The following is a 23,257-nucleotide window of genomic DNA, read 5'->3' on the forward strand; positions in this document are numbered from 1 at the left end:
GGTTGTTCAGGCGGCTTCGTCGAGGGCGGAGCGGAAATGGCGGCAGGTGGCAGGACTACCAGCGCGCTCCGTGCGCTGCGAAGCGCTTGGATGTCACCTCGCCCCGCATGCGGGGAGAGGCATAGGCCGCCCTTGGCGGCCGTTCAAAGAAACGCCGAAGCGAAGCTTCGGCTATGTCGCATCGCCAGATGCGATCCGGGTGAGGGGGTACAGGTCTTACAACTCGCACCGCCTCGCGGAGGGAAGCCCCTCACCCCGCCCTCTCCCCGCAAGAGCGGGGCGAGGGGGACGAGAGAGCGAGGCTTACCCAACTACTCCGTCATCGGCTGGCCGGAGAGGTCCCAATCCTTGCCGTTGAAGATCGAGACATAGAGCGTCTTCATCGGCGTGTAGTCGTCGGGCGTGTAGCTGTAATTGATGCCGTCGAGGAAATAGGGCGAGTGGAAACCGGCGAGGGTGGTGGCGTGCTTCAGCACGTTGGCGCGGGTCAGATCGTCGCCGCAGCGGCGCAGGATTTCGCCCATCGTTGCCGCCTGGCCGTAGCCGGCGAAGGCGATGGTGTTGTCGGGGTCGATGTTCGGCAGGTACTTCTTGCGCAGCTCCTCGAACGCGATCACGTCCGGATCCTTCTCGTAGCGAGGTACGCCGACTTCCTTGTTGTAGCGAATCGCGACGATGTCCTTGGCGTTCTCGAGGCCCGCAGCGCTCAGGATCGAGCGACCGGTCGAGCCCGCCGACAGCAATTGCAGCGGCTTCCAGCCGAGTTCGGTCACCTTGCGGATCGACTGCGACGTCGCCTTGCCGGTGGTGATGTTGTAGAAGACGTCGGCGCCCGACTTCGAGAGATTGATGAGCTGCGAATCGACCGTCGGATCGGTGAGATCATAGGTCTGCTCCATGATCACCTGTGCCTTGCCGCCGGCATCGGCCAGCACCTTCTTGAACGGCCCGAGGAAGTCGCGGCCGAAATCATCGTTCTGGTAGAGGATGCCGACCTTGGCGTTCGGCTTCACGCTGACGACGTGCTTGGCGAGAACGCGTGCCTCGGTCGGATAGAGCGGCAGGCCCGCCATGGTCCATTTGAAATTCTTCGGGTCGTTCCACTTCGAGGCGCCGGTGTTCAACAGCAGTTGGGGAACGCCCTTGGAATTGAGGTATTTATGCACGGAGGTCTGCGGCGCGGTGCCGAGCGAGCCATACAGCGCCAGCACCTCCTCCTGCTCGACCAGGCGGCGCGTCGCCTCGACGCATTTCGGCGCGCTGTAGGCGTCGTCCATGGTGAGGAATTTCACCTTGCGGCCGTTGATGCCGCCCTTGTCGTTCAGCATCTGGAAATAGGCTTCGCCGACGCGGCCGAGCACACCATAGAGCGAGCCGGGGCCGGAATGCGGCACGGTCTGGCCGAGCTTGATCTCGGTGTCGCTCGCACCCGGATCGTACTTCTTGTCGGCGGCCCGGACGAAAGGCGCGGGCAGCACGGACGCGGCGATCACAGACAATGCGGTGGCGCCGAACTCGCGCCGTGTATGCTTTTTCATTATTTCTCTCCCTGAGGCGAAAAGCTCTCGCATTCCGCCCTGCGCCGGGCAAGCGCGAAGTCATGACTTTGCAGCGCAATGCCGCGTCACGGCAAATGCGTAGCGTGTAGACTCAAGTTTGAGTGTGAGGCGGTGCTCTCTTCCCTTCTCCCCTTGTGGGAGAAGGTGGCTCGCATCGAAGATGCGAGCCGGATGAGGGATCTCTATCCCCGGAGAGAGACCCCTCACCCCGCTTCGCTGCGCGAAGCGACCCTCTCCCACAGGGGGAGAGGGTGAAAAGCGTCACGGCTTCACGGCCACGGCGACGAGTCCGGGTGCCGGGATATTGTCTTCATTGCGCGCCGAGAGATCGTCGAGCTGGGCCAGCGTCAGCCCCGCGGCAGCGACGGAGTCGCGCACGTAAGCTGCACTGTGGGCGTAGCGCAGTCCCTCGCCGATGATGACGCCTTCGCCGTCATGGGTCTCGGCCGTGAAGGCGAGCACGCCGCCTGCCACCAGCACACGGCTGGCCTCGGCGAGCACCGGCGCGAGATCGGCGACATAGACCATTGCATCCGCGGCCAGGATCAATTCGGCGCTGGCCTCGCGCCTGGCCGAAACGGCCTTCAACATGTCGTCGACCTCGAGCTCGGCATAGAGGCCGGTGGCGCGCGCCTTGTCGATCATGCGCGGCGACAGGTCGATGCCGATGAAGCGATCGACATGCCGGGCGAATGCGCCGGCCGCCAGCCCGGTGCCGCAGCCGAGATCGATCGCACGCTTGAAGAAGGCCGGTTTCTTTGCGCCCGCACGCACCGACAGCACCGCCTTGAACAGCAGTGCCGGGCCGCGATAGCCGAGATCGCCGACCAGCGCGGCCTCGAAGCGCGGCGCATATTGATCGAACAGCGTCTGGACATAGCCCGGCGGCATCGAACTGACGGCCTCGACGCCGAGCTGCATCAGACGAAGGCCGGCGCCATGCCGGTCTTCGGGATCGGCGTCGCGCGCGCCGCGGAACGCTGCGATCGCGGCCTCGCGCTGACCGAGCTCCAGGCGGATCTTGCCCAGCGTGTACCAGGCCGACGGGAATTTCGGCACAAGCTCGATTGCCTGTTCGAGCAGCTCGGCGGCAGCCGGCAGATCGCCCTTCAATTGCAGGTCGCGCGCGAACTCGTAGCGGCGGTCGGCGACGAGATCGCCGGAGGACAGAAACAGGCGGGGGGCCATTCGCTTTAAGGAACCAATCTCGGCCGGGTCCGGCCATCCATCAAAGCACGGACTTTTTCCGGAGATGGATGCACGGGTCAAGCCCGCGGATCCGGCTAAACATCGCGGATCGAGCGCCTATATAGGGGCGATGCGCCCGCAAGACATCCTGATGCCCGTCCCGGCCGGGCTTTGCTGCAAGCCCGGCGGCTTCCACATCGATCCTGTCAGGCCGGTCGAGCGGGCACTGATCACCCATGGCCATTCCGACCATGCGCGGGCGGGCCACGGCGCTGTGCTCGCGACCCAGGAAACGCTCGACATGATGCGGCTGCGCTACGGCGAGAACTTCGCCGGCTCTGTGCAGGCGATCGCCTATGGCGAGGAGATCAGGCTCGGCGACGTCACGGTGACGTTTCATCCCGCCGGTCATGTGCTGGGCTCCGCCCAGATATCGGTCACCTGCAAGGACACCCGCATCGTCGCCTCCGGCGACTACAAGGATGCGCGCGACCCGACCTGCGCGCCGTTCGAGCTGGTGCCCTGCGACGTCTTCATATCAGAGGCGACGTTTGGATTGCCGGTGTTCCGCCATGGCGATGCCGCCGGCGAAGTAAACAAGCTGCTGGCCTCGGTCAAACTGTTCCCGGAGCGCGCGCATCTGGTCGGCGCCTATTCGCTCGGCAAGGCGCAGCGCGTGATCGCGCTGCTGCGCGAGGCCGGCTACGACGCGCCGATCTACCTGCATGGCGCGATGGAGAAGATCACCTATTACTATCAGGAGCGCGGCATTGCGCTCGGCGAGCTCCGGCCCGCGCGCGGCATGAAGAAGGCCGAGCTTGCCGGCACCATCACGCTGGCACCGCCAAGCGCGACATCCGATGTCTGGACGCGCCGCTTTCCCGATCCAGTCACCGCATTCGCCTCGGGCTGGATGCGCGTGCGCGCCCGGGCCAGGCAAGGCGGCGTCGAGCTGCCGCTGGTGATCTCGGATCATGCCGATTGGGACGGGCTGACGGCGACGATCGCCGCCACTGGTGCCGGCGAGATCTGGGTCACCCACGGCCAGGAAGATGCGCTGGTGCATTGGTGCAAGACCAGGGGCCTTGCCGCGCGGCCGCTCGATCTGGTCGGCTATGGCGACGAGGATGAAGGCGAGACGGCCGCACTGACCGGCGAGACCCAGCCCGCCGGCGAGGCGGAAACATGAACCGCTTTGCCGAGCTGCTCGACCGCCTCGCCTACGAGCCCGGCCGCAACAACAAGATCAAGCTGCTGGTCGCCTATTTCCGCGAGACCGAGGACCCCGACCGCGGCTACGCGCTGGCGGCACTGACCGGCGCGCTGTCGTTCAAGCACGCCAAGCCCGGCCTGATCCGCGACCTGATCACCGAACGCGCCGACCCGGTGCTGTTCGGCTACTCCTATGATTACGTCGGCGATCTTTCGGAAACAGTCGCGCTGATGTGGCCGAGGGCGGAGCTGCCGGGCCACAACAACCCGCCTCCCCCGACGCTGACTGATGTCGTCATCACGCTGCGCACGCTCAGCAAGGCCGAGCTGCCGGCGCAGCTGGCGCGCTGGCTGGACGAGCTCGACGAGACCGGGCGCTGGGCGCTCTTGAAACTCGTCACCGGCGCGATGCGGATCGGGATCTCGGCGCGGCTGGCGAAGACCGCGGCGGCGGCGCTCGGCGACAAAGACCCGCACGAGATCGAGCTGCTGTGGCCGGGCCTGTCGCCGCCCTATCTCGACCTGTTCGCCTGGCTCGAGGGCCGCGGAGACAAACCGGTCAACCGCGACCCTGCGCCGTTCCGCCCGGTGATGCTGGCGCACGCGATCGAGAATAGCGATTTCGCCAATCTCGACGCCGCCGATTTCAGCGCGGAATGGAAATGGGACGGCATCCGGGTGCAGGCGGTGTCCGGCCGCGATGCGCGCGGCCACGTCCAGGCGCGGCTCTATTCGCGCACCGGCGAGGATATCACCGGCAGCTTTCCGGATCTGGTGCCGTCGCTGCATCTGCCCGGCGCGATCGACGGCGAGTTGCTTGTGCTGCGCGACCGCCGCGTGCAGACCTTCAACGTCCTGCAGCAGCGGCTGAACCGGAAGGTCGTTTCGCCGAAGCTGATCAAGGAATTTCCGATCCACCTGCGCGCCTACGACCTGCTCGGCGACGACGAGAACGATCTGCGCGAGCTGCCCTTCACCGAACGCCGCGCGCATCTCGAAGCCTTCGTGGCCAAGCTGAACGATCCGCGCATCGATCTGTCGCCAACCGTCCCGTTCGCGAGCTGGGAAGAGCTGGCCGCGGCGCGCGCCGATCCCAAGAGTGCGGGCGCCGGCGACGATGCCGGCGCGGTCGAAGGCGTGATGCTGAAGCGGCGCGACGCGCCCTATCTGCCCGGACGGCCGAAAGGTCCGTGGTGGAAGTGGAAGCGCGATCCGCACATCATCGACGCCGTGCTGATGTATGCCCAGCGCGGCCACGGCAAGCGCTCCTCCTATTACTCCGACTATACGTTCGGGGTCTGGACCCATGGCGAGGCCGGCGACGAGCTGGTGCCGGTCGGCAAGGCCTATTTCGGCTTCACCGACGAGGAGCTGTTGCAGATCGACCGCTTCGTCCGCCGCAACACCACCGAGAAGTTCGGCCCGGTGCGGCATGTCGTGCACGAGCCGGATCAGGGGCTGGTGCTGGAGGTCGCCTTCGAGGGCTTGCAGCGCTCGCCGCGTCACAAGTCCGGCGTCGCAATGCGCTTCCCCCGGATCAGCCGCCTCCGCTGGGACAAGCCGCCGCGCGAAGCCGACCGGCTGGAGACGCTTGAACGGATGTTAATCTCCATGACAGGAAGTTAAATCCCAAGCGCGCATGACAGCCATTGATCGCGGTGCGCGGGTTTCCCATGTGCACCGCCGTGACCTATAATGCGGGCGATTCCGTTAGACCTCGGTTCTGATGGGATCAGAATCGAGGTCTAGGTTTTGTTTTGACGCGTTTTCTTCACGCGAACCGGTGCCCACTTCGCGCGAAAACGCTATTGGAGACAGCAATGCCAAACGACATCCGGGACTTGCCGGCCGGCCGGAGTGACGGCCTGTACCGCTTTCTCGGCGGATCGCCGCTCTCTGTGGCGTTCCGGTTGATTTTGCTGTCGATTCTGGTCGGTGTCGTGCTCGCCGCGATCGGCCTCGATCCATGGAACATCCTCAACAGCATCCGCAGGCTGTTCCAGAGCATCTGGGATTTCGGCTTCGATGCGATCAACTGGGCCTGGCGCTACTTCCTGCTCGGCGCCGTCATCGTGATTCCGATCTGGCTGTTGTCGCGGCTGTTCGGCGCGCCGCGCGGCCGCTGATCTCAGGGAGTTCGCAGCCGATGCAATTGCGATTTGTCGGCTGCGGCGATGCATTCGGCTCCGGCGGCCGCTTCAACACCTGTTTCCACGTCAGCGGTGCGCGCAGCAATTTCCTGATCGATTGCGGTGCCTCATCGCTGCCGGCGATGAAGCGGCTCGAGATCGACCGCGACGCGATCGACCTGATCCTGATCACGCATTTCCATGGCGACCATTTTGCCGGCCTCCCGTTCTTCCTGCTCGACGCGCAGTTCTCCCGCCGCACCCGGCCGCTGGTGATCGCAGGGCCCGAAGGCATCGAAACGAAACTGCCTGCGGTGATGGAGGTGATGTTCGAGCATTCCTCCAAAACCAAACAACGCTTCGATCTGTCCGTCGTTACGCTGGCGCCGCGCGAAACGCGCAGCTTCGGCGAGGTGACCGTGACGCCCTACCCTGTCGTGCATGGCGAGTCCGGCGGGCCGTTCCTCGCGTACCGCGTCGAGGCGGAAGGCCGCATCATCAGCTACAGCGCCGACACCGAATGGACCGACGCACTGATCCCGGCGGCGCAGGACGCCGACCTCTTCATCGCCGAAGCCTACATGTACGACAAAATGGTCAAGAACCATCTCAGCCTGAAGACGCTGGAAGCGCATTTGCCCGCCATCAACGCCAGGCGCGTGGTGCTGACCCATATGAGCGACGACATGCTCGGCCGCATCGACCACCTGCCCTACACGGCGGCGAGCGACGGCATGGTCGTGGCGCTCTGACCAAGCAATGCCTTGCCCGCCGATCTTCCGCCATCGCATTGCTCTGAGAACAATTCCGGCATGGTCGCGCGACGGATGTCGCGATAGAAACGGATATTCCTTGCAATTGTAGCCATGCACGCACCCATCCACCCGAAGATCACGACGCGTCAGGTGTTCGCCATCGCCGGCCCCGCGATGGTCGCCAACCTGACCACGCCGCTGATCGGCATCGTCTCGACCACCGCGATCGGCCGCCTCGACGACGCCGCGCTGCTCGGCGGCGTGGCGATGGCCTCGGTGATCTTCGACTGCCTGTTCTGGCTGTTCGCCTTCCTGCGCATGAGCACGCTGGCCTTCACCGCACAGGCGCAGGGCGCCGGCGAGATCAAGGAATATGCCGCCATCCTGGTGCGCGGCTTCATCGTCGCCGGCCTGATCGGCGCGGCGCTGATCGCGCTGCAGGTGCCGCTCGCCGCGGTCACGTTCCAGCTGATGGGCGGCAGCGAAGGCGTCACGCGCGCGGCCAAAGCCTATTTCATGATCCGGATCTGGTCGGCGCCGCTGGCGCTCGCCAATTACGTCATCCTCGGCTGGCTGGTCGGCCAGGCCCGCGCCAATCTGGCGCTGGCGCTGCAGATCGTGATCAATTTGATCAACATGGCCGCGACCGTGCTGCTGGTGCAGGTCTACGGCGCCGGCATTGCCGGTGCCGCGATCGCCGCCGTGCTCGCCGAGACCGCCGGTTTCGCCGCCGGCATCGTGGTGGCGTGGCAGATCTCGCAAGGCGGCTTCGCCGTTCCCGCGGCGACGCTGTTCGACCGCGCCAAGCTGATGCGCATGCTGACGGTCAATCGCGACATCATGGTCCGCACCGCGGCGCTGATCGTCGTGTTCCTGTTCTTCACCGCCAAGGGCGCGCGCGAAGGCGACGTGACGCTGGCGGCGAATTCGGTGCTGAACAATTTCCTGCTGGTCAGCGCCTTCTTCCTCGACGGCCTCGCCAATGCCGCCCAGCAGCTGTGCGGCCGCGCCTTCGGCGCACGCGATGTACGCGGCTTTTCCGATTCGACCCGGCTGGTGCTGCTGTGGGGCATCGGCTTTGCGCTGGTCGTATCGGTGCTGTTCGCGCTGTTCGGACCGGCGCTGATCAATTTGATGACGACCAGCGACGACGTGCGCCGCTATGCGCGCGCGTTCCTGCCGTTCGTGATCCTGGCACCCCTGCCTGGCGTGTTCGCGTTCGGCTTCGACGGCATCTATGTCGGCGCGACCTGGGCGCGCGAGATGCGTAATCTGATGCTGGCCTCGCTCGCGATCTTCCTCGCCACCTGGTGGGCGCTCAGCTCGTTCGGCAACACCGGCCTGTGGATCGCGCTGCTCGGCTTCTACGTCGCGCGCGGCGGCCTGCAGGGCCTGCGCTATCCGGCGCTGCTGCGGAAGACGTTCAAGACGGCGTAAGTCCGTAGCCCGGATGGAGCGAAGCGCAATCCGGGCTACGAAGTTCTCTTCCCCTTCCCCCTGAAAGGCAGGGGTGTCCGGGGAATGATTCACTGTGTCGCGGTGCATGCTCGGCAGGACCGAGGCAAATCGGTCTTTTCTGGTTGTCGAGACACAGAGGGCCGAGCATGCGATATCGCGGTAGCATTTTTGGAAGGCTGCTTGAACCGATCAATCGACGGCAGTTTCAGACGGTTGTGGATCGTCTGGACGGGGATGCCTACGACAAGTCGTTCAGGAGCTGGGATCATCTGGTGGCGCTGATCTATGCCCAGCTTAGCGGCAACAGCAGTCTGCGCGGGGTGGTGACTGGCTTCAACGCCAATTCGCAGCATCACTATCACTTGGGAACCGGCAAGCTGTCGCGCTCGACGTTGTCCGATGCCAATGCCCGCCGTCCGATCGGCATTTTCGCGCAAACCTTTGCGGCGCTGTCGGCGATGGCGCGTCGCCAGCTGCGGAGTGAAGGCATGGAGATGGTGCGTCTGATCGACGCCAGTCCGATCCCGCTCGGCAAGGTCTGCAGTTGGGCGACGTGGAACGGCCGCATCCGCGGCATGAAGCTGCATGTCGTCTACGACCCAAGGAGCGATGTCCCGACCTGCGTCGAGATGACGGCCGCGAACGTCAATGACATCGAGATCGGCCGACAGACCCCAATCCAGCCCGCCACCACCTATGTGTTTGACAAGGGCTATTGCCGTTTCGACTGGTGGCAGAAGATCAATGATAGCAAGGCTTTCTTCGTTACCCGGGCGAAGACGAGCATCCGTCTTCGCTCGCTCAGGCATCGCGCCATCCGCAAGCGTAACGGGGATGGCTTCGAAATCCTTGCCGATGACGAGGTGAAGCTCACCAGCAAGGGCGATTCGCGCCTTCCAATCCCGCTCCGCCGCATCAAGATCAGACGCGAGAAAGGCGGCAAGATCACACTCCTGACCAACGACCTTGCCCGTAGCGCCGTCGAGATCGCCGCCCTCTACAAGAGCCGATGGCAAATCGAGCTGCTGTTCCGCTGGATCAAGCAGCATCTCGATATTCGCAAGTTCCTCGGCGTCAACGACAACGCGATCCGCCTTCAGGTGCTCGCTGCGATGATTGCCTACCTGCTGCTGCGCATCGCCGCTCACACCAACTGCATCAAAATGCTCCCGCTCAGGTTCGCCGAACTCGTCGGCCAGCTCCTGCTCACGCGTCGATCCCTCGCTGCCATCGACAAACCTCCGCCCATCAACCCCAGCCGTCGGAAATCAACCATCTCACCTGACCAGATGGAGCTCCGCTATGCCTGAATTTCCCCGGACACCCCTGCCTGAAAGGGGGAAGGTCGGGATGGGGGTCAGCCACAGGCGACGCAGCTCATGGAGAGAGCTGATCCCCACCCGCTTTGCTCTGGCGAGCAAAGCGACCTCCCCTTTTCAAGGGGAGGTTAGGGCGCGGCCGGATTTCGCTTCATCCGGGCTACCCGCACCTACCTCACCGGCCACTCCTCGGCTGTAATCGTCGCCGCATCGGCGCCGACGATTTCCGACAGCGAGTCGCGGCCGGTGCGCAGCAGGGTCGAGGACAGATCGCGCTTGATGTCGTCGACGAGGCCAAGGCCCTTGTAGACCAGCGAGGAATAGAGCTGGATCAGGCTGGCCCCGGCACGGATCTTGGTCAGTGCGGCGCCGCCGCTATCGATGCCGCCGACGCCGATCAGCGGAAACGCGCCTTCGACACGGACATAGGTCTCGGCCACCATCCGCGTCGACAGCCGGAACAGCGGACGGCCCGACAGGCCGCCCTGCTCCTTGGCGCGATTCTCCTCGCGCAAGGTCGAGGGCCGCGCCAGCGTGGTGTTGGCGACGATCATGCCGTCGACGCGGCGCGAGCGGGCGATGTGCACGACGTCGTCGAGCTCGGCGAGGCTGAGGTCGGGCGCGATCTTGAGCAGGACCGGCGAATCGCCGGCGTTCTTGCGCACGCGCTCGCGGGTATCGATGACCCGCGCCAGCAGATCGTCGAGCGCCGCCGATTGCTGCAGATTGCGCAGGCCGGGCGTGTTCGGCGAGGAGACATTGACGGTGAAATAGCTCGCGACCGGCGCAAACGTCTCGATCAGCTTCACATAATCGGCTGCGCGGTCGGGCGAATCCTTGTTGGCCCCGACATTGACCCCGACAATGCCGCCGGCGCTGGCGCGCGCGGCGAGCCGCCGCAGCACGGCCTCCGCACCGTCATTGTTGAAGCCCATGCGGTTGATGACGGCCTCGTCGCGCTCCAGGCGAAACAGCCGCGGCCGCGGGTTGCCGCCTTGCGGCTTCGGCGTCACCGAGCCGATCTCGACAAAGCCGAAGCCGAGCCGCAGCAGCGCGTCGGGCGCCTCCGCACTCTTGTCGAAACCCGCCGCCATGCCGATCGGGTTTGGAAAGTTGAGTCCGAAGGCGCGCACCGCGAGCTTGGGGTCATCCGGCCGCTGCCGGATCGGCGGCAGCAGCTTCAGGCCCTGGATCGCCATGCGATGGGCATCCTCGGGATCGAACCAACGCAGCAGCGGCAGCGAGAAGGCGTCGAAGGCACGGATCACGGCTTGAGCTCCGGAACGTCGTGGCCACCGTCGGAGCGCGCGCGCAGGTCGAGGATCTCGGTGACGGCGCCTAGGTCGAGCTCGCCATAGAGATGCGGGAACAGCTCGTCATTGCGCGACCGCTCCCAGCGCAGGGCATCGCCCAGCGCATCGGCATCGACGGCGACCAGGAACAGGCCGGTTTGCCCGTGGTAGTGCTTGCGCGCGGTCTCGGCCACCTGGGAGGCGGTGGAAAAATGGATGAAGCCGTCGCGTTTGTCGTCGGCACTGCCCCGGTACACGCCCTGCCGTTCGGCCTCGCGCCAGGCCGAAGCGGGGGTGATTTTGTAGATCATCGGCACGGGCCGGCCTTCCCTTTTGTCCTTGAGTCCCTTGGGGTTTTATCCGGATTTGAGGGGAAATGCCCCAGACGCCATCTGGCGAGCGAGGGACCGTATCGGCGGCGGCGGCGCAACTCAAGCGGTGCCGGGACACATCGGCCGACAGATTTGCGAAAACGCCAAGTTTCAGGCAATAATTCCTACCATCCGGGATACCCTCGATGGCCAAACAGCCCAAAGCCACCCGACCGCTGACCCACGCGCAGGTCTGGGCCGCGCTCGACCGGCTCGCCGAACGCGCCGGGCTGTCGCCGTCCGGCCTTGCCAAGCAGTCCGGACTCGACCCCACCACCTTCAACAAATCCAAGCGCGTGACCGGCGACGGGCGCGAGCGCTGGCCCTCGACCGAATCGCTCTCCAAGGCGCTGGCCGCGAGCAATGCCAGCATGGAGACCTTCGTGCAGTTGCTCGGCGATGGCGCGCGCGGCGGACAGTCGGTGCCGCTGATCGGCTTCGCGCAGGCCGGCGCCGGCGGCTATTTCGACGACAGCGGCTTTCCCGCCGGCAAGGGCTGGGACGAAGTGGCGCTACCGGCGACATCAGACGAACACGCCTATGCGCTGGAGATCGAGGGCGACTCGATGAAACCGGCCTATCGCGAAGGTGACATCATCGTGGTGTCACCCGCGACCGCGATCCGCCGCGGCGACCGCGTGGTGGTGCGCACGACCGGCGGCGAGGTGATGGTGAAGGAATTGAGACGCCGCACCGCCAAGATGCTGGAACTCGCATCGCTCAATCCGGAGCACCCCGACCGCATGCTCGACGTCGAGGAAGTCGCGTGGATCGCACGCGTGGTGTGGGCGAGCCAGTGATTGGGCAGGTAAACGCCGGCGTCGTCCCGGGCAAGCGAAGCGCGAGCCGGGACCCATAACCACCACTCATTGTGCTTGAGCGATCTGGGGCCACAGCTGGCTTCGACAACATGACCCTGTGGTTATGGGTCCCGGCTTTCGCCGGGACGACGGCGGAGGTTGCGGCGCGCTCCCTGCCAGCCTTACGCCGCGTAGTCCGGCTCCTTGCGATCCAGCATCCGCTTCAGCGCATCGAAATGCCGCTGCGCCGGGGACGGGCCGTTGTAGAGATGGTCGTCGCGGAAATCGCGTTTGGTCTTCTCCACCACATGCTGCGGCAATTGCTTGAGCGGCTGCTGGGTCCACATCGCGTAGATCTGCACCTGTGCGGCGCGCTCGATGTAATAGAGCCGGTCATAGGCATCGGCGACCGTCTCGCCGACGGTCGAGATGCCGTGATTGGCCATGAACAGGATGGTCTTGTTGCCGATCACCTTGGCGAGCCGCGCGCCTTCCTCGGGATCGAGCGCGGGGCCGGTGTAGAGGTCGTCATAGGCAATCGCCTCCGACAGCCCGACCTCGGTCTGGCCGATCTCCTTGATCCGCGGATCCTCGAGCCGCGTCAGCGCGCTCGCATAGGGCATGTGGGTGTGGAACACGGCCTTGGCCTGCGGCAGCGCCTTGTGGATCGGCGCATGGATGCAAAAGCAGGAGCGCTCGACCTCACCCTCGCCGCGCTTCACCTCGGCATCGTCGATGCCGACCTCCATGAAGGAGGATGCTGTCACTTCCGACCAGTGCATGCCGAACGGGATCTGGTAGTAGCGGTCGGTGCGGCCGGGCACCACCAAGGTGAGATGGTTGAAAATACCTTCCGAAAAGCCGTGGATGTAGGCGAGCCGATGCGCCGCCGCGAGATCGACCCGCGCTTGCCATTCCTCGGCGCTCGAACTGTCCTGCAGCGATGTCGGCGAAACCCTGAACTGCATGCGCATGCTCCCGTCTGTGCCGGCCTCTCGGCGGAGGCCCTGCTGATTTTATGGATGCGAGTGTAGCGCAATCCGGCGCCAGGCTCCGGTGAAATTGCCGATGGCCTGCTATCCGAATTTTGCGGGCTTGGCGTCATTATGTGATGATGCGCTGCGAAGACGGCGGATCGGCGGCTTCGTTGGCTGCGGCGGAAAGCCACATGAGCGGCCTGACTTTCCAACCCAACGCAACCCACTCCGCAAAGCCCGGAGTTACGCAATGACAGGACCATCCGACCGCAAGACCATCGCCATCGTCGGTCTCGGCAGCATCGGCGGCATCATCGCCGGCCTGCTGCGCGCGGTCGACAAGCATGACGTGATCGCCTGTGTCCGGCGGCCGCTCGATCGGCTCACGGTCGAGCGGGCGGAAGGCACGGTGGAAGTGCCGCTGCGCGCCCTCACCGATCCGGCAGCGGCTACGCCGGTCGACTGGGTGTTGTTGTCGACCAAGGCGCAGGACACGGAATCGAGCGCGCCCTGGCTGCAAAGGCTGTGCGGGCCGCGGACGCGCGTCGCGGTGCTGCAGAATGGCATCGGCCACGCGGAGCGGCTGGCGTCATTGGTCGGCGCCGCCACGGTCGTTCCGACCATCGTCTATTACAACGGCGAGCGGCTGGCGCCGGATCGCGTCCGTTTCCGCCGCGCCGGCGAGCATGAATTCGCGGTTGCCGATGACACAGACGGACGCGCGTTCGAAGCGCTGCTGGATGGCACGGCGATGCGCGTGCGGCGGCTCCGCCGATTTCACCACGCTGGCGTGGCGCAAGCTTCTGCTCAATGCGGTCGCCAATCCGATCACCGCGCTCACCTTGCAGCGGCAGGCGGTGTTCCGCCGCGCGGACGTCAAGGCGCTGTGCCGCGCCATCCTCGAGGAGGCCGCGAATGTCGGCCGCGCCGACGGCGCCCAGCTCGCGCCCGACGAGGCCGAGCTGATGCTGGCGACGTTGTTGACCTATCCGCCGGACGCCGGCACCTCGATGTATTTCGATCGTGTCGCGGGACGCCCGTTCGAAGCCGACGCTCTCACCGGCGCGATCGTCGCGGCCGGCGAACGGCACGGCGTGCCGACGCCGCTCAACGGCCTGCTGCTGACGCTGTTGCGCGCCACCAGCGACGGCCTGCGCGACGCGGCGCAGGCCGAGCGGCGATGAGCGGCGCGATCCCTACGACGACCGCGCCAGCGCGCCGTCGATCATGTTGACCGCGTTCTGCACGCCGTAGACCGCGACGAAGGAGCCGAAGCGCGGGCCCTTCTCCTGGCCGAGCAGCACCTGGTAGAGCATGTTGAACCAGTCGAGCGAGACGCCGGGACGGCCGTCCTTGCCCTTCTTGACCATGTCGAGGAACGGCTCGCGGCGGCCGATCTCATAGACCACGTTCTGGATGTCTTCCGCGCTCGCGTTCGCCGGCATGTTGGCGAGCGCATCGCGCAGATCCTGCAGCGCGGCGCGCTCTCCGTCGGTCGGCTCGCGGAACTGCTTGGTCGGCGCCACGAAGTCGCGATAGTAGTTGATGGCGTAGCCGACCATCGCATCTAACTTCGGATGGGTCTGCGGCGTCACGCCCGGACGATAACGGCCGATGAAACCCCACAGCGTCTCGGCATTCTCCGCGTTCGACGACGACACCAGCGTCAGCAGCAGCTGGAAGGTGACCGGCATGTCGGCCTGCGGCGGCTTGCCGGAATGGATGTGCCAGACCGGATTCTGCAGCTGCTGCCGCGCTTCCTGCCGCGTGAAGCCGTCGAGGAATTGCTGGTAATCGTCGACATTGCGCGGGATGACGTCGAAATAGAGCCGCTTCGCCGCCTTGGGCTCGCGATACATGAACAGCGACAGCGATTCCGGCGAGGCATAGCGCAGCCACTCGTCGATCGTCAGGCCGTTGCCCTTCGACTTCGAGATCTTCTGGCCCTTCTCGTCGAGGAACAGTTCGTAGTTGAAACCTTCCGGCGGCGTGCCGCCGAGCGCCGAGCAGATCTTGCCCGACAGCTTCACCGAGTCGATCAGGTCCTTGCCGGCCATTTCATAGTCGACACCGAGCGCGTACCAGCGCATCGCCCAGTCCGGCTTCCATTGCAGCTTGCAGCGGCCGCCGGTGACAGGAACCGTGACGCTCTCCTTGGTATCGGGATCCTCGTAGGAGATCGTGCCGGCTTTGGCGTCGTGCGCCGTCACCGGCACGTAGAGCACGAGGCCGGTGCGCGGGCAGATCGGCAGGAACGGCGAGTAGCTCGCCGCGCGCTCCTCGCGCAGCGACGGCAGCATGATCGCCATCACCTTCTCGATCCGCTCCAGCATGCGTAGCAGCGCGGCGTCGAAGCGGCCGGAGGTGTAGTACTCGGTCGAACTCGCGAACTCGTAGTCGAAGCCGAACTGGTCGAGAAAGGCGCGCAGCCGCGCATTGTTGTGCTGGCCAAAGCTCGGATGGGTGCCGAACGGATCGGGCACCTTGGTCAGCGGCTTGCCTAGATGCTGCTCCAGCAGCTCCTTGTTCGGCACGTTGTCCGGCACCTTGCGCAGGCCGTCCATGTCGTCGGAGAAGGCGAGCAGGCGCGTCTTGATCTTGTCCTCGGTGAGCACGCGGAAGGCGTGGCGCACCATCGTGGTGCGCGCGACCTCGCCGAACGTGCCGATATGCGGCAGGCCCGACGGGCCGTAGCCGGTCTCGAACAGCACCTCGTCCTTGGGATTTTTCTTCAGCCGCGCCACAATCGCTTTCGCCTGCTCGAACGGCCAGGCGTTGGATTGTTCGGCGAGCGCCCGCAGGTCGCTCGGGCTGGCAGAAGGATCAATCACGGACATTCCTCAGGTTCTCTCCAAAAAGGCCGCGAAAACTAACGCTTTCGCGGCAAAATGCAAAACGACGGGACGTTTGTCGTCATTCCGGGGCGATGCGCAGCATCGGACCCGGAATCTCGAGATTCCCCGGGGTGCAATTGCACCCCTGAGGTCTGGTCCTACGGACCATCCCGGAATGACGAACTCAGAACGGGCTGACCGAGAAATAGCGCAGCCACAGATCGGTGAAGCGGCCTTTTTCCCAGATCCGGAACAGTGCCCAGTTCAGCGACTGCCGGAGCAGGTCGTTGCCCTTGCGGACGGCGATGCCGACGCCCTCGCCGAAATAGCGGCTCTCGACAAAGGGGCCGCCGGCAAAGGCGCAGCATTCGGCGGAATCGGTGCCGTTGATCCAGAACGCGAGCGAGATCGCATCGCCGAAGATGAAGTCGACCTCGCCGCGGCGCAGCGCCGCGCGCAGCGCGTCGTTATCCGGATAGGAATGGATCTCGGCGTCGGTGAACATCGCCTTGAGGTAGGCCTCGTGCGAGGTCCCGGCGATGACGCCGACCTTCTTGCTCTCGAGATATTCCGGGCGGATTTCCGGCATCGCGTTGTCACGGCGCGACACGAAGCGGGCCGGCGCGCGGTAATAGGGATCGGTGAAATCGACCTTGGCGCGCAGCTGCGGCGTCACGGCCATCGACGCGATGATGGCGTCGCCCCGGTTGGTCGCCAGGGCATCGATCAGGGTCTCGAAGCGGCGCATCTGGATGGTGCAGGTGACCTTGATCTCGTCGCAGAGCGCGCGCGCCAGGTCGACGTTGAAACCGGCCGGATTGCCGTCGGGACCGGTGAAATTGAACGGCGGATAGTCGGTCTCGGTCAGAAAGCGGATCACGGTGAGGCGCGACAGGTCCGGGCGGTCCGGCCGGCGCCGCGGGTCCCAGAAACCCGGCACCGCCTGCGGCGCGGCCTCGGCGGCGGCCTTGGGCGGCAGGGTCGGGGCCGCCTGGGTTGCCGCGGGGGCCGCAGGCGCTGCCTGCGGTGCAGCCGGCGCCGAAGGTGTCGCTTGTGCGGGGGCCGCCTTGGTGGGCGGAGCCGGAGCAGGAGCCGTCTTGGCTGCCGGCGCCTGTGCGGGGGGTGTCTGTGCAATTGCAGGGTACGCCAAGGCCAGCAAGGCAGCCGCGATCATGCCCGCGGCCAGGCGAAGCTGGTGCGAACGGACGGCAAAGGGCTGGACAGGCGGATTTGGCATAACCGGCAATTTCAGGAAATTGAACGGCTTATAGCCGAATCGGCGCCTGAAGCGAGCGCCGATTGGGTTAATTCTGAACCGGAAATGGCGATCAGAGGTACCGTTTGAGATCGGCCGCCGCTTCTTCCGGCGTCCGTTTCAGATTGAACGGCGCGACGAAATGACCGTCGCGGTCCATCAGATAGATCAGCGCGGTGTGGTCCATCGTGTAGTCGCCATCCTTCAGCGGCACTTTCTTGGCGTAGACACGATAGCTCGACAGGACCTTGGCGATCGCGGCGGGATCGCCGGTCAGGCCCTTGAGGTGCGGATCGAAGCTCGACAGGTAATCCTTCATTGCGGTGGCGGTGTCGCGTTCCGGATCGACCGAGACGAAATAGGCATTCACGCGATCGGCGTCCTTGCCCATCGCCTTCAGGACCTCCGAGATCTCGAACAGCGAGGTCGGGCAGATATCCGGGCAATGGGTGAATCCGAAGAAAATCAGGGTCGGCTTGCCCTGGAGGTTCTTGTCGGTAACGGTCTGGCCGGACTGGTCGGTGAGCTGGAACGCCCCGCCGATCGCGGCCGGCGCGGCAACGGTGCGCAAGCCGCCGATCGCCCACAGCATGAGGAACAGGCCGACCGCCAGACTGCCCGCGAAGGCAGCGAAGATCACCAATGGGCGCGTGGTCCGGGGCATGATGCGAGGGCGTCCTTGTCAGAAGCAGGCGGAGATGCCGGCCGTGATCATTTCGAAAAACACCGCGGTCCCGTAGTGGAACCAGAGCGCGGCAGCGGCAAGCAGGGCCAATCCGCCGATGCCGGCCGCACCCCACAGGATCGCAGACGCCACCCGGGTCTGTGGAGCCGTTACGAGCTCGGATCGGGTGGAGATCGGCTGAACCATGAGGCTGAGATAAGCCGGGTTCCGGCAGGCAGCAAGCGCAATGGCGGTCGCAGGCCGTCAAATGATGGCGAGCTAATCCGGTGCCGGCGCGTTCATGCCCCGGCGTCTGCCGAGGCCAATGGCCGACGAGGGTCAAACAGAGAAGCAGCCGGAGCTTAGTGCGCGGGCTTCGGCGCCGAGGCCTGGGCGTTGAGATAGCACGGCTTGTACAGCGCCTGCAGTTGCTTGCCGCGCAGGAAGATCATGCGCCGGGTCAGGCCACCACGCCCCGAAATCCATCTGCGTACCGCCGGCGGATACATCAGGTACAGCATATGGGTGGCTTCGGGATTGGGGACCGGACGGCCGTTATCGCCGTAATCCCAGGCTGCGTGGAAGCCGAGGCTGGCGTGCGAGGTCACACAGATCCGGTCGTGAGGAACCTTGCCGAGCACGATGGTGCAGGCCGAGGCACACAGCCCGTCGATGATGACCGTCTCGCCCGAAGTCCGCAGGTCCTGATACCTGTCGACATAGACGCCGATCTTGCCGCCGCGATCGTCGGCGATCCTGACTACAGCTTGAGACACCCCCATTCCCGCCAGCAGGAGAACCGCAGCGAGCAACCCCGTCATCAACTTCATTTTGGCCAGCCCCAGTCGAAACCGAATCTGTTTGGTCTGTGATGCAAGACAATCGTGAGCGTGTTGCGCGCGCGGATTTTTGTCCAGACGAGCGAAGCCGGTCAAAACAAATTCAAATTGGGTGTTGCGCGCACGCTGCAGTGGGACTGGGGAAAGGTCCCAAACTGGAACAACGCGGCGCACGCGGTTGGTGCTCCGCCGCCACAGGCAAGGTCCATTCGGCGTTGACCGCACGCAATGAGGCGGTCTTGAATCTCTGCGGGACGGGGGACCTGAACATGGCTGACGATGCAGATGTGATCGTGATTGGCGCGGGGCTTGCCGGTCTCGTGGCCGCAACCGAGATCGCCGACGCAGGCAAGCGCGTCATTGTGCTCGACCAGGAAGGGGAACAGAGCATCGGCGGCCAGGCCTTCTGGTCGTTTGGCGGCCTGTTCCTGGTCGATTCGCCGGAGCAGCGCCGGCTCGGCATCAAGGATTCGGTCGAGCTCGCATTACAGGACTGGATGGGCACCGCCGGTTTCGATCGCGAAGAGGATTACTGGCCGCGCAAATGGGCCGAGGCCTATGTCGCATTCGCGGCCGGCGAGAAACGCGACTGGCTGCGCGCGATGGGCCATCGCATCTTCCCTGTGGTCGGCTGGGCCGAGCGCGGCGGTTACGACGCGATGGGCCATGGCAATTCGGTGCCGCGCTTCCACGTCACCTGGGGCACCGGCCCCGGCATCGTCGAGCCGTTCGAGCGCCGCGCGCGCGAGGCCGCGAAAAGCGGACGGCTGGTGTTCAAGTTCCGCCACCGCGTCGATGCGCTCAGCGTCACCAACGGTGTGGTCAACGGCGTCAGCGGCGCGATCCTGGAACCGACCTCAGTCCAGCGCGGCAAGAGTTCCTCGCGCAACGCCGTCGGCGATTTTTCCTTCCGCGCGCCTGCGGTAATCGTCGCGTCCGGCGGCATCGGCGGCAATCATGATCTGGTGCGGCAGAACTGGCCGAAGCGGCTCGGCGAGCCGCCCAAATTCATGATCTCCGGCGTGCCCGAACATGTCGACGGCCGCATGATCGGCATCACCGAGGCGGCGGGCGGCCGGCTGATCAACCGCGACCGCATGTGGCACTATGTCGAGGGCATCCGGAACTGGAACCCGATCTGGCCGCGTCACGGCATCCGGATCCTGCCGGGTCCGTCGTCGCTGTGGTTCGACGCGACGGGCAAGCGGCTGCCGGCACCGCTGTTCCCGGGCTCCGACACGCTCGGGCAACTGCACTACATCATGGGCACCGGCTACGATTATTCGTGGTTCATCCTGACCCAGAGCATCATCAAGAAGGAGTTCGCGCTGTCGGGCTCGGAGCAGAACCCGGACCTTACCGGCAAGAGCTGGCGCATGACGATCAAGCGCGCCACCAACAAGGGCGCGCCGGGGCCGGTGGAGGCGTTCAAGCAGCACGGCGCCGACTTCATCGTGCGCGACAATCTCGCCGAGCTCGTCGGCGCCATGAACAAGCTCGCCGGCAACGACCTGTTGCAGCTCGACGCCATCAAAACCCAGATCGAGGCGCGCGATCGCGAGATCACCAACCCCTACGTCAAGGATGCGCAGGTCATGAACCTGCACAATGCGCGGCGCTATATCGGCGACAAATTGATCCGCACCGCGAAGCCGCACCGGATCCTCGATCCCGAGCACGGCCCGCTGATCGCGGTGAAGCTCAACATCCTCACCCGCAAGACGCTCGGCGGGTTCGAGACCGATCTCGATTCGCGCGTATTCGGCAACGATCACCAGATCATCCGCGGGCTCTACGCGGCCGGCGAAGCCGCCGGCTTCGGCGGCGGCGGCGTGCACGGCTATCGCTCGCTGGAAGGCACGTTCCTCGGCGGTTGCCTGTTCTCGGGCCGCAACGCGGGACATGCGGCGGCGAAGGCGGTGAACTGAGGCGTGCTACTCCGAGATCCAGTCGTTGGCCCGCCGGCGTGAACCGGCGGGCTTTTCAGCGGAAGTTCCCCGAGCCGTGTTGCGATCAGGCCGTCTTGGTGAAAAGCGTCAGGATGCCGTTGGTGAGATTGACCGCGACAACTTGTGCCGAGCTGAGGCCCTTCGCCTTCAGCGCGGATACCGCTTCTTCAGACGCGTCGATGGAACCGCGAAGGTTCCGCAGGTCGTCTTCGCTTGCCTTTGCCACGACAGCCTCGACCTTCGACCGGGCGTCGGGCTTGAGTTCCTTGATGTCCACGACCTGTATGCTCCGGATGGCATTGGGCTGGTCAGATTGAGCCTGCGGCATCGCCTTCGGTTGCGTTCCCTGCACCTGCGCCCAGGCAGGTGTTCCAAGCGAGAGCGCCGCAACGATGACGGATGCCGTAGAGATACGGATGTGCATGAGCATTCCTTGTGTTGATTGCCCCCAACATCCCGCGAGAACGCACTCTCCTCGCTTAAGGTTCCGGCCGGAAATCCGTTCGTCGCAGGGGCGCTGCCAAAATATCGAAAACAACCCCATGCAAAGTAGCCGGCGGTGGCCGGCGTTCGACCAGACAACTTGACACGTCGGGCAACTCAGGGGTATTATTCTAATATTCCGAAATTGCGCATTCCTGCTCTAGTCCGCCTCCGCGCTGAGGAAGCGGACGCCGAACGTATCGGCGTTGGCTTCGCCCCAATCGTAGAGTGCCTGCAGCATCGGCTTCAGCATCTCGCCGCGCTTGGTCAGGCAATAGCGCGAGGAGCCGCCGCCGCGCTCCTGCCTGACGAAGCCTGAATTGCAGAGATCGCGCAGGCGCTCGGTCAACACCTTGTCGCTGAGCTGCGGGATGTCGTGGCGCAATTCGCCGTAGCGCATCGGCCGGACCTTGAGCCGGCTCAGGATCACGGTCTTCCATTTGCCGCTGAGCTGATCGATCGAGAACTCGACCGGGCAACCATATTTGCGCTTGGTCTTGCGGATCATTGCAACTCTCCCGCGGCACTTTCCATCTGGTTCGTTGAGAGCCGCCATCGATCCATCTAAGCACGCATTGCACGGGTTGGGCGAGTTCAGGGATCATTGCAAGGCATGACGGACGACAATTCCGCCCAAGGTCCAAGCGACAAGCAACAGCCGCGCAAACGCATCGTCGTCAGACGCAACGGGCCCTACGAACCGGAGCCCGGCATTCCGATCGTCGATCATCTCGGCGTGCCCATCGCAGCCGAGGCGCCAATGCGGCTGTGCCGCTGCGGACAATCGCAGACCAGGCCGTTCTGCGACGACAGCCACGTCGCGCGCGGCTTCACCGACGCGAGGGATCCGCGGCGCGCGCCGGACAGGCTCGAGGTCTATGCCGGGCAGCAGGCGTTCGTGTTCGACAATCGCGGCACCTGTGCGCATTCCGGCTTCTGCACCGACCGTCTCACCTCCGTGTTTCGTCTCGGCGAGCAGCCTTTCATCGCACCCAGCGGGGCGCGCCTCGACGACCTCCTCAACGCGGTGCGCAGATGCCCCTCGGGCGCGCTTGGCATCGGTATCGGCCCCAAGCGTGACGCCAGCCTGTCCGACGTCAGCCGGCCGCCGCAGATCGAAGTGTCGAAGGACGGCCCTTATCGCGTCACCGGCGATGTCGAACTGGTCGATGAGGATGGCGCGCCGATCACACAGAACGCGGGCGCGTCGCAAGAGCATGCCAGCCTGTGCCGCTGCGGCGCGTCGCTGAACAAGCCGTTTTGCAGCGGCATGCACTGGAGCGTCGCATTTCGCGATCCCGTTCCCGATCCGATGCGCGAGCCGACGCTGTTCGAATGGGCCGGCGGCTATCCGGCGCTGCTCGACATGACGCGCATCTTCTACAGTCGTTACGTGCCGGAAGATCCGCTGCTCGGGCCGCTGTTCGCCGAGATGTCGCCGGACCATCCGGAGCGGGTGGCGGCGTGGCTCAGCGAGGTGTTCGGCGGTCCGCTCTTCTACACCGAGCGCTATGGCGGCTATCGGCGGATGGTGTCGCAGCACATCGGCAAGGAGATCCGGCCGGAGCAGCGCGCATTGTGGGCGACCTACATGGTGCAGAGTGCCGACGATGCCGGCCTGCCGAGCGATCCGGAATTCCGCGCCGCCTTCGTCGCCTATATCGAATGGGGCTCGCGCATCGCGGTGGAGAATTCCGGCGCCGGCGCGACACCGCCGCCGAACATGCCGGTGCCGCGATGGTGGTGGGTCTGCAACGCAACGCCCGCTGCGCGGCCGTCCGCAACGGCGAGCGATGCGCAGGCCGCGAACGAGATCAGCGTGGCACTCCCCGGTCCCGACGAGGCCGTGCAGTTCGAGCAGCACATCCGGCCGTTGTTCCGGCCGATGGACCGCAGTTCGATGCTGTTCGCCTTCGATCTCTGGAACGAGGCGGATGTCGCCAGGCACTGCCAACAAATCCTGGCACGGCTCAAGGCCGGGACCATGCCCTGCGATGGCGCCTGGCCGGCCGAGCGAGTGGCACTGTTCGCGCGCTGGGCGAATGGGCAGAATCCGCCGACCTGATTGCGCCGAGCCGATCTCGGAGCAATTTCGAGCGATTTCTGTGAACGGCGCTGCAAATTGTGCAGTGGCGGCGCTCGCTCCGGCAGGTTAGACAGTGCCCGCCATTCA

General features: G+C 65.1%; 22 protein-coding genes and 1 pseudogene. 11 read left to right on the plus strand and 12 right to left on the minus strand.

What is annotated here, in order from left to right:
* Positions 1 to 311: 311 nt before the first annotated feature.
* Together J2R80_RS02590 and J2R80_RS02595 are read right to left on the minus strand one after the other, a co-directional pair.
* Positions 312 to 1,538 carry an ABC transporter substrate-binding protein gene (locus J2R80_RS02590; protein WP_076832391.1) on the minus strand — a complete coding sequence of 409 codons (1,227 nt, stop codon included), beginning with the start codon at positions 1,536 to 1,538 and terminating at the stop codon, positions 312 to 314.
* A 282-nt stretch (positions 1,539 to 1,820) separates the two neighbouring features.
* On the minus strand, positions 1,821 to 2,747 hold the full coding sequence (locus tag J2R80_RS02595) for a class I SAM-dependent methyltransferase (RefSeq protein WP_253637919.1): 927 nt from the start codon (positions 2,745 to 2,747) through the stop codon (positions 1,821 to 1,823).
* A gap of 130 nt (positions 2,748 to 2,877) precedes the next feature.
* Between J2R80_RS02595 and J2R80_RS02600 the strand changes: the two genes are divergently transcribed.
* The 6 genes from J2R80_RS02600 (at position 2,878) to J2R80_RS02625 (ending at position 9,611) form a co-directional block, all read left to right on the plus strand.
* Positions 2,878 to 3,936, plus strand: a complete 1,059-nt coding sequence (locus J2R80_RS02600) for a ligase-associated DNA damage response exonuclease (RefSeq protein WP_253637920.1) — start codon at positions 2,878 to 2,880, stop codon at positions 3,934 to 3,936.
* Positions 3,933 to 5,585, plus strand: coding sequence for a cisplatin damage response ATP-dependent DNA ligase (locus J2R80_RS02605; protein WP_253637921.1), 1,653 nt, complete (start codon positions 3,933 to 3,935; stop codon positions 5,583 to 5,585). The genes J2R80_RS02600 and J2R80_RS02605 overlap by 4 nt, the downstream gene beginning before the upstream one ends.
* A 194-nt stretch (positions 5,586 to 5,779) precedes the next feature.
* The gene (locus J2R80_RS02610) at positions 5,780 to 6,085 is read left to right on the plus strand and encodes a DUF6460 domain-containing protein (protein ID WP_028334595.1); all 306 of its coding nucleotides are present in this window, start codon (positions 5,780 to 5,782) and stop codon (positions 6,083 to 6,085) included.
* A gap of 20 nt (positions 6,086 to 6,105) precedes the next feature.
* Complete coding sequence (locus J2R80_RS02615; RefSeq protein WP_076832403.1) at positions 6,106 to 6,840, plus strand: MBL fold metallo-hydrolase; 735 nt, start codon at positions 6,106 to 6,108, stop codon at positions 6,838 to 6,840.
* A 114-nt stretch (positions 6,841 to 6,954) separates the two neighbouring features.
* Positions 6,955 to 8,280: an MATE family efflux transporter gene (locus tag J2R80_RS02620; RefSeq protein WP_141340825.1), complete on the plus strand. Its 1,326-nt coding sequence runs from the start codon at positions 6,955 to 6,957 to the stop codon at positions 8,278 to 8,280.
* A 167-nt stretch (positions 8,281 to 8,447) separates the two neighbouring features.
* Positions 8,448 to 9,611 (plus strand): IS4 family transposase, encoded by a 1,164-nt coding sequence (locus tag J2R80_RS02625; RefSeq protein WP_253637922.1) that lies wholly within the window; start codon positions 8,448 to 8,450, stop codon positions 9,609 to 9,611.
* 179 nt (positions 9,612 to 9,790) lie between these two features.
* Here the strand turns inward: J2R80_RS02625 and J2R80_RS02630 are convergent, their stop codons facing one another.
* Positions 9,791 to 10,888, minus strand: coding sequence for a quinone-dependent dihydroorotate dehydrogenase (locus J2R80_RS02630; protein WP_076832406.1), 1,098 nt, complete (start codon positions 10,886 to 10,888; stop codon positions 9,791 to 9,793).
* Entirely contained in the window at positions 10,885 to 11,229 is a 345-nt protein-coding gene (locus J2R80_RS02635; protein ID WP_028334591.1) for a DUF952 domain-containing protein, read from the minus strand. Before J2R80_RS02635 ends, J2R80_RS02630 begins: the two co-directional genes overlap by 4 nt.
* A gap of 200 nt (positions 11,230 to 11,429) precedes the next feature.
* Between J2R80_RS02635 and J2R80_RS02640 the strand changes: the two genes are divergently transcribed.
* Positions 11,430 to 12,083, plus strand: a complete 654-nt coding sequence (locus tag J2R80_RS02640) for a helix-turn-helix transcriptional regulator (RefSeq protein ID WP_076832408.1) — start codon at positions 11,430 to 11,432, stop codon at positions 12,081 to 12,083.
* Between the two features lie 182 nt (positions 12,084 to 12,265).
* Here the strand turns inward: J2R80_RS02640 and J2R80_RS02645 are convergent, their stop codons facing one another.
* A complete protein-coding gene (locus tag J2R80_RS02645; RefSeq protein ID WP_244558948.1) occupies positions 12,266 to 13,051 on the minus strand; it encodes a class II aldolase/adducin family protein in 786 nt (261 codons plus the stop codon).
* A 259-nt stretch (positions 13,052 to 13,310) separates the two neighbouring features.
* On the opposite strand from J2R80_RS02645, the pseudogene J2R80_RS43625 reads away from it, so the two are divergent.
* A pseudogene (locus tag J2R80_RS43625) lies at positions 13,311 to 13,697 on the plus strand (2-dehydropantoate 2-reductase N-terminal domain-containing protein); the annotation flags it as partial.
* Positions 13,698 to 13,800: 103 nt separating this feature from the next.
* Positions 13,801 to 14,244 (plus strand): ketopantoate reductase C-terminal domain-containing protein, encoded by a 444-nt coding sequence (locus tag J2R80_RS02655; RefSeq protein WP_253637924.1) that lies wholly within the window; start codon positions 13,801 to 13,803, stop codon positions 14,242 to 14,244.
* 12 nt (positions 14,245 to 14,256) lie between these two features.
* Here J2R80_RS02655 and J2R80_RS02660 read toward each other — a convergent pair whose 3' ends face one another.
* From J2R80_RS02660 to J2R80_RS02680, 5 genes are all read right to left on the minus strand, one after another.
* Positions 14,257 to 15,897, minus strand: a complete 1,641-nt coding sequence (locus J2R80_RS02660) for a lysine--tRNA ligase (RefSeq protein ID WP_076832417.1) — start codon at positions 15,895 to 15,897, stop codon at positions 14,257 to 14,259.
* Between the two features lie 181 nt (positions 15,898 to 16,078).
* On the minus strand, positions 16,079 to 17,068 hold the full coding sequence (locus J2R80_RS02665; protein WP_076832849.1) for a transporter substrate-binding domain-containing protein: 990 nt from the start codon (positions 17,066 to 17,068) through the stop codon (positions 16,079 to 16,081).
* 154 nt (positions 17,069 to 17,222) lie between these two features.
* Positions 17,223 to 17,813, minus strand: a complete 591-nt coding sequence (locus J2R80_RS02670) for an SCO family protein (RefSeq protein WP_057016042.1) — start codon at positions 17,811 to 17,813, stop codon at positions 17,223 to 17,225.
* Positions 17,814 to 17,831: 18 nt separating this feature from the next.
* On the minus strand, positions 17,832 to 17,966 hold the full coding sequence (locus J2R80_RS02675) for a hypothetical protein (protein WP_276486903.1): 135 nt from the start codon (positions 17,964 to 17,966) through the stop codon (positions 17,832 to 17,834).
* Between the two features lie 209 nt (positions 17,967 to 18,175).
* The gene (locus J2R80_RS02680; protein ID WP_057016040.1) at positions 18,176 to 18,643 is read right to left on the minus strand and encodes a hypothetical protein; all 468 of its coding nucleotides are present in this window, start codon (positions 18,641 to 18,643) and stop codon (positions 18,176 to 18,178) included.
* 278 nt (positions 18,644 to 18,921) lie between these two features.
* Between J2R80_RS02680 and J2R80_RS02685 the strand changes: the two genes are divergently transcribed.
* Complete coding sequence (locus tag J2R80_RS02685) at positions 18,922 to 20,580, plus strand: FAD-binding dehydrogenase (protein ID WP_076832852.1); 1,659 nt, start codon at positions 18,922 to 18,924, stop codon at positions 20,578 to 20,580.
* Between the two features lie 85 nt (positions 20,581 to 20,665).
* Here the strand turns inward: J2R80_RS02685 and J2R80_RS02690 are convergent, their stop codons facing one another.
* Both J2R80_RS02690 and J2R80_RS02695 read right to left on the minus strand, forming a co-directional pair.
* Entirely contained in the window at positions 20,666 to 21,025 is a 360-nt protein-coding gene (locus tag J2R80_RS02690) for a hypothetical protein (RefSeq protein WP_076832857.1), read from the minus strand.
* A 219-nt stretch (positions 21,026 to 21,244) separates the two neighbouring features.
* A complete protein-coding gene (locus J2R80_RS02695; RefSeq protein WP_057016039.1) occupies positions 21,245 to 21,592 on the minus strand; it encodes a helix-turn-helix domain-containing protein in 348 nt (115 codons plus the stop codon).
* 105 nt (positions 21,593 to 21,697) lie between these two features.
* Here J2R80_RS02695 and J2R80_RS02700 point away from each other — a divergent pair, with 105 nt between their 5' ends.
* A complete protein-coding gene (locus tag J2R80_RS02700; protein WP_076832420.1) occupies positions 21,698 to 23,149 on the plus strand; it encodes a CDGSH iron-sulfur domain-containing protein in 1,452 nt (483 codons plus the stop codon).
* Positions 23,150 to 23,257 lie beyond the last annotated feature (108 nt).

Source organism: Bradyrhizobium sp. USDA 4541, from assembly GCF_024171085.1.
Taxonomy (GTDB): domain Bacteria; phylum Pseudomonadota; class Alphaproteobacteria; order Rhizobiales; family Xanthobacteraceae; genus Bradyrhizobium; species Bradyrhizobium australafricanum.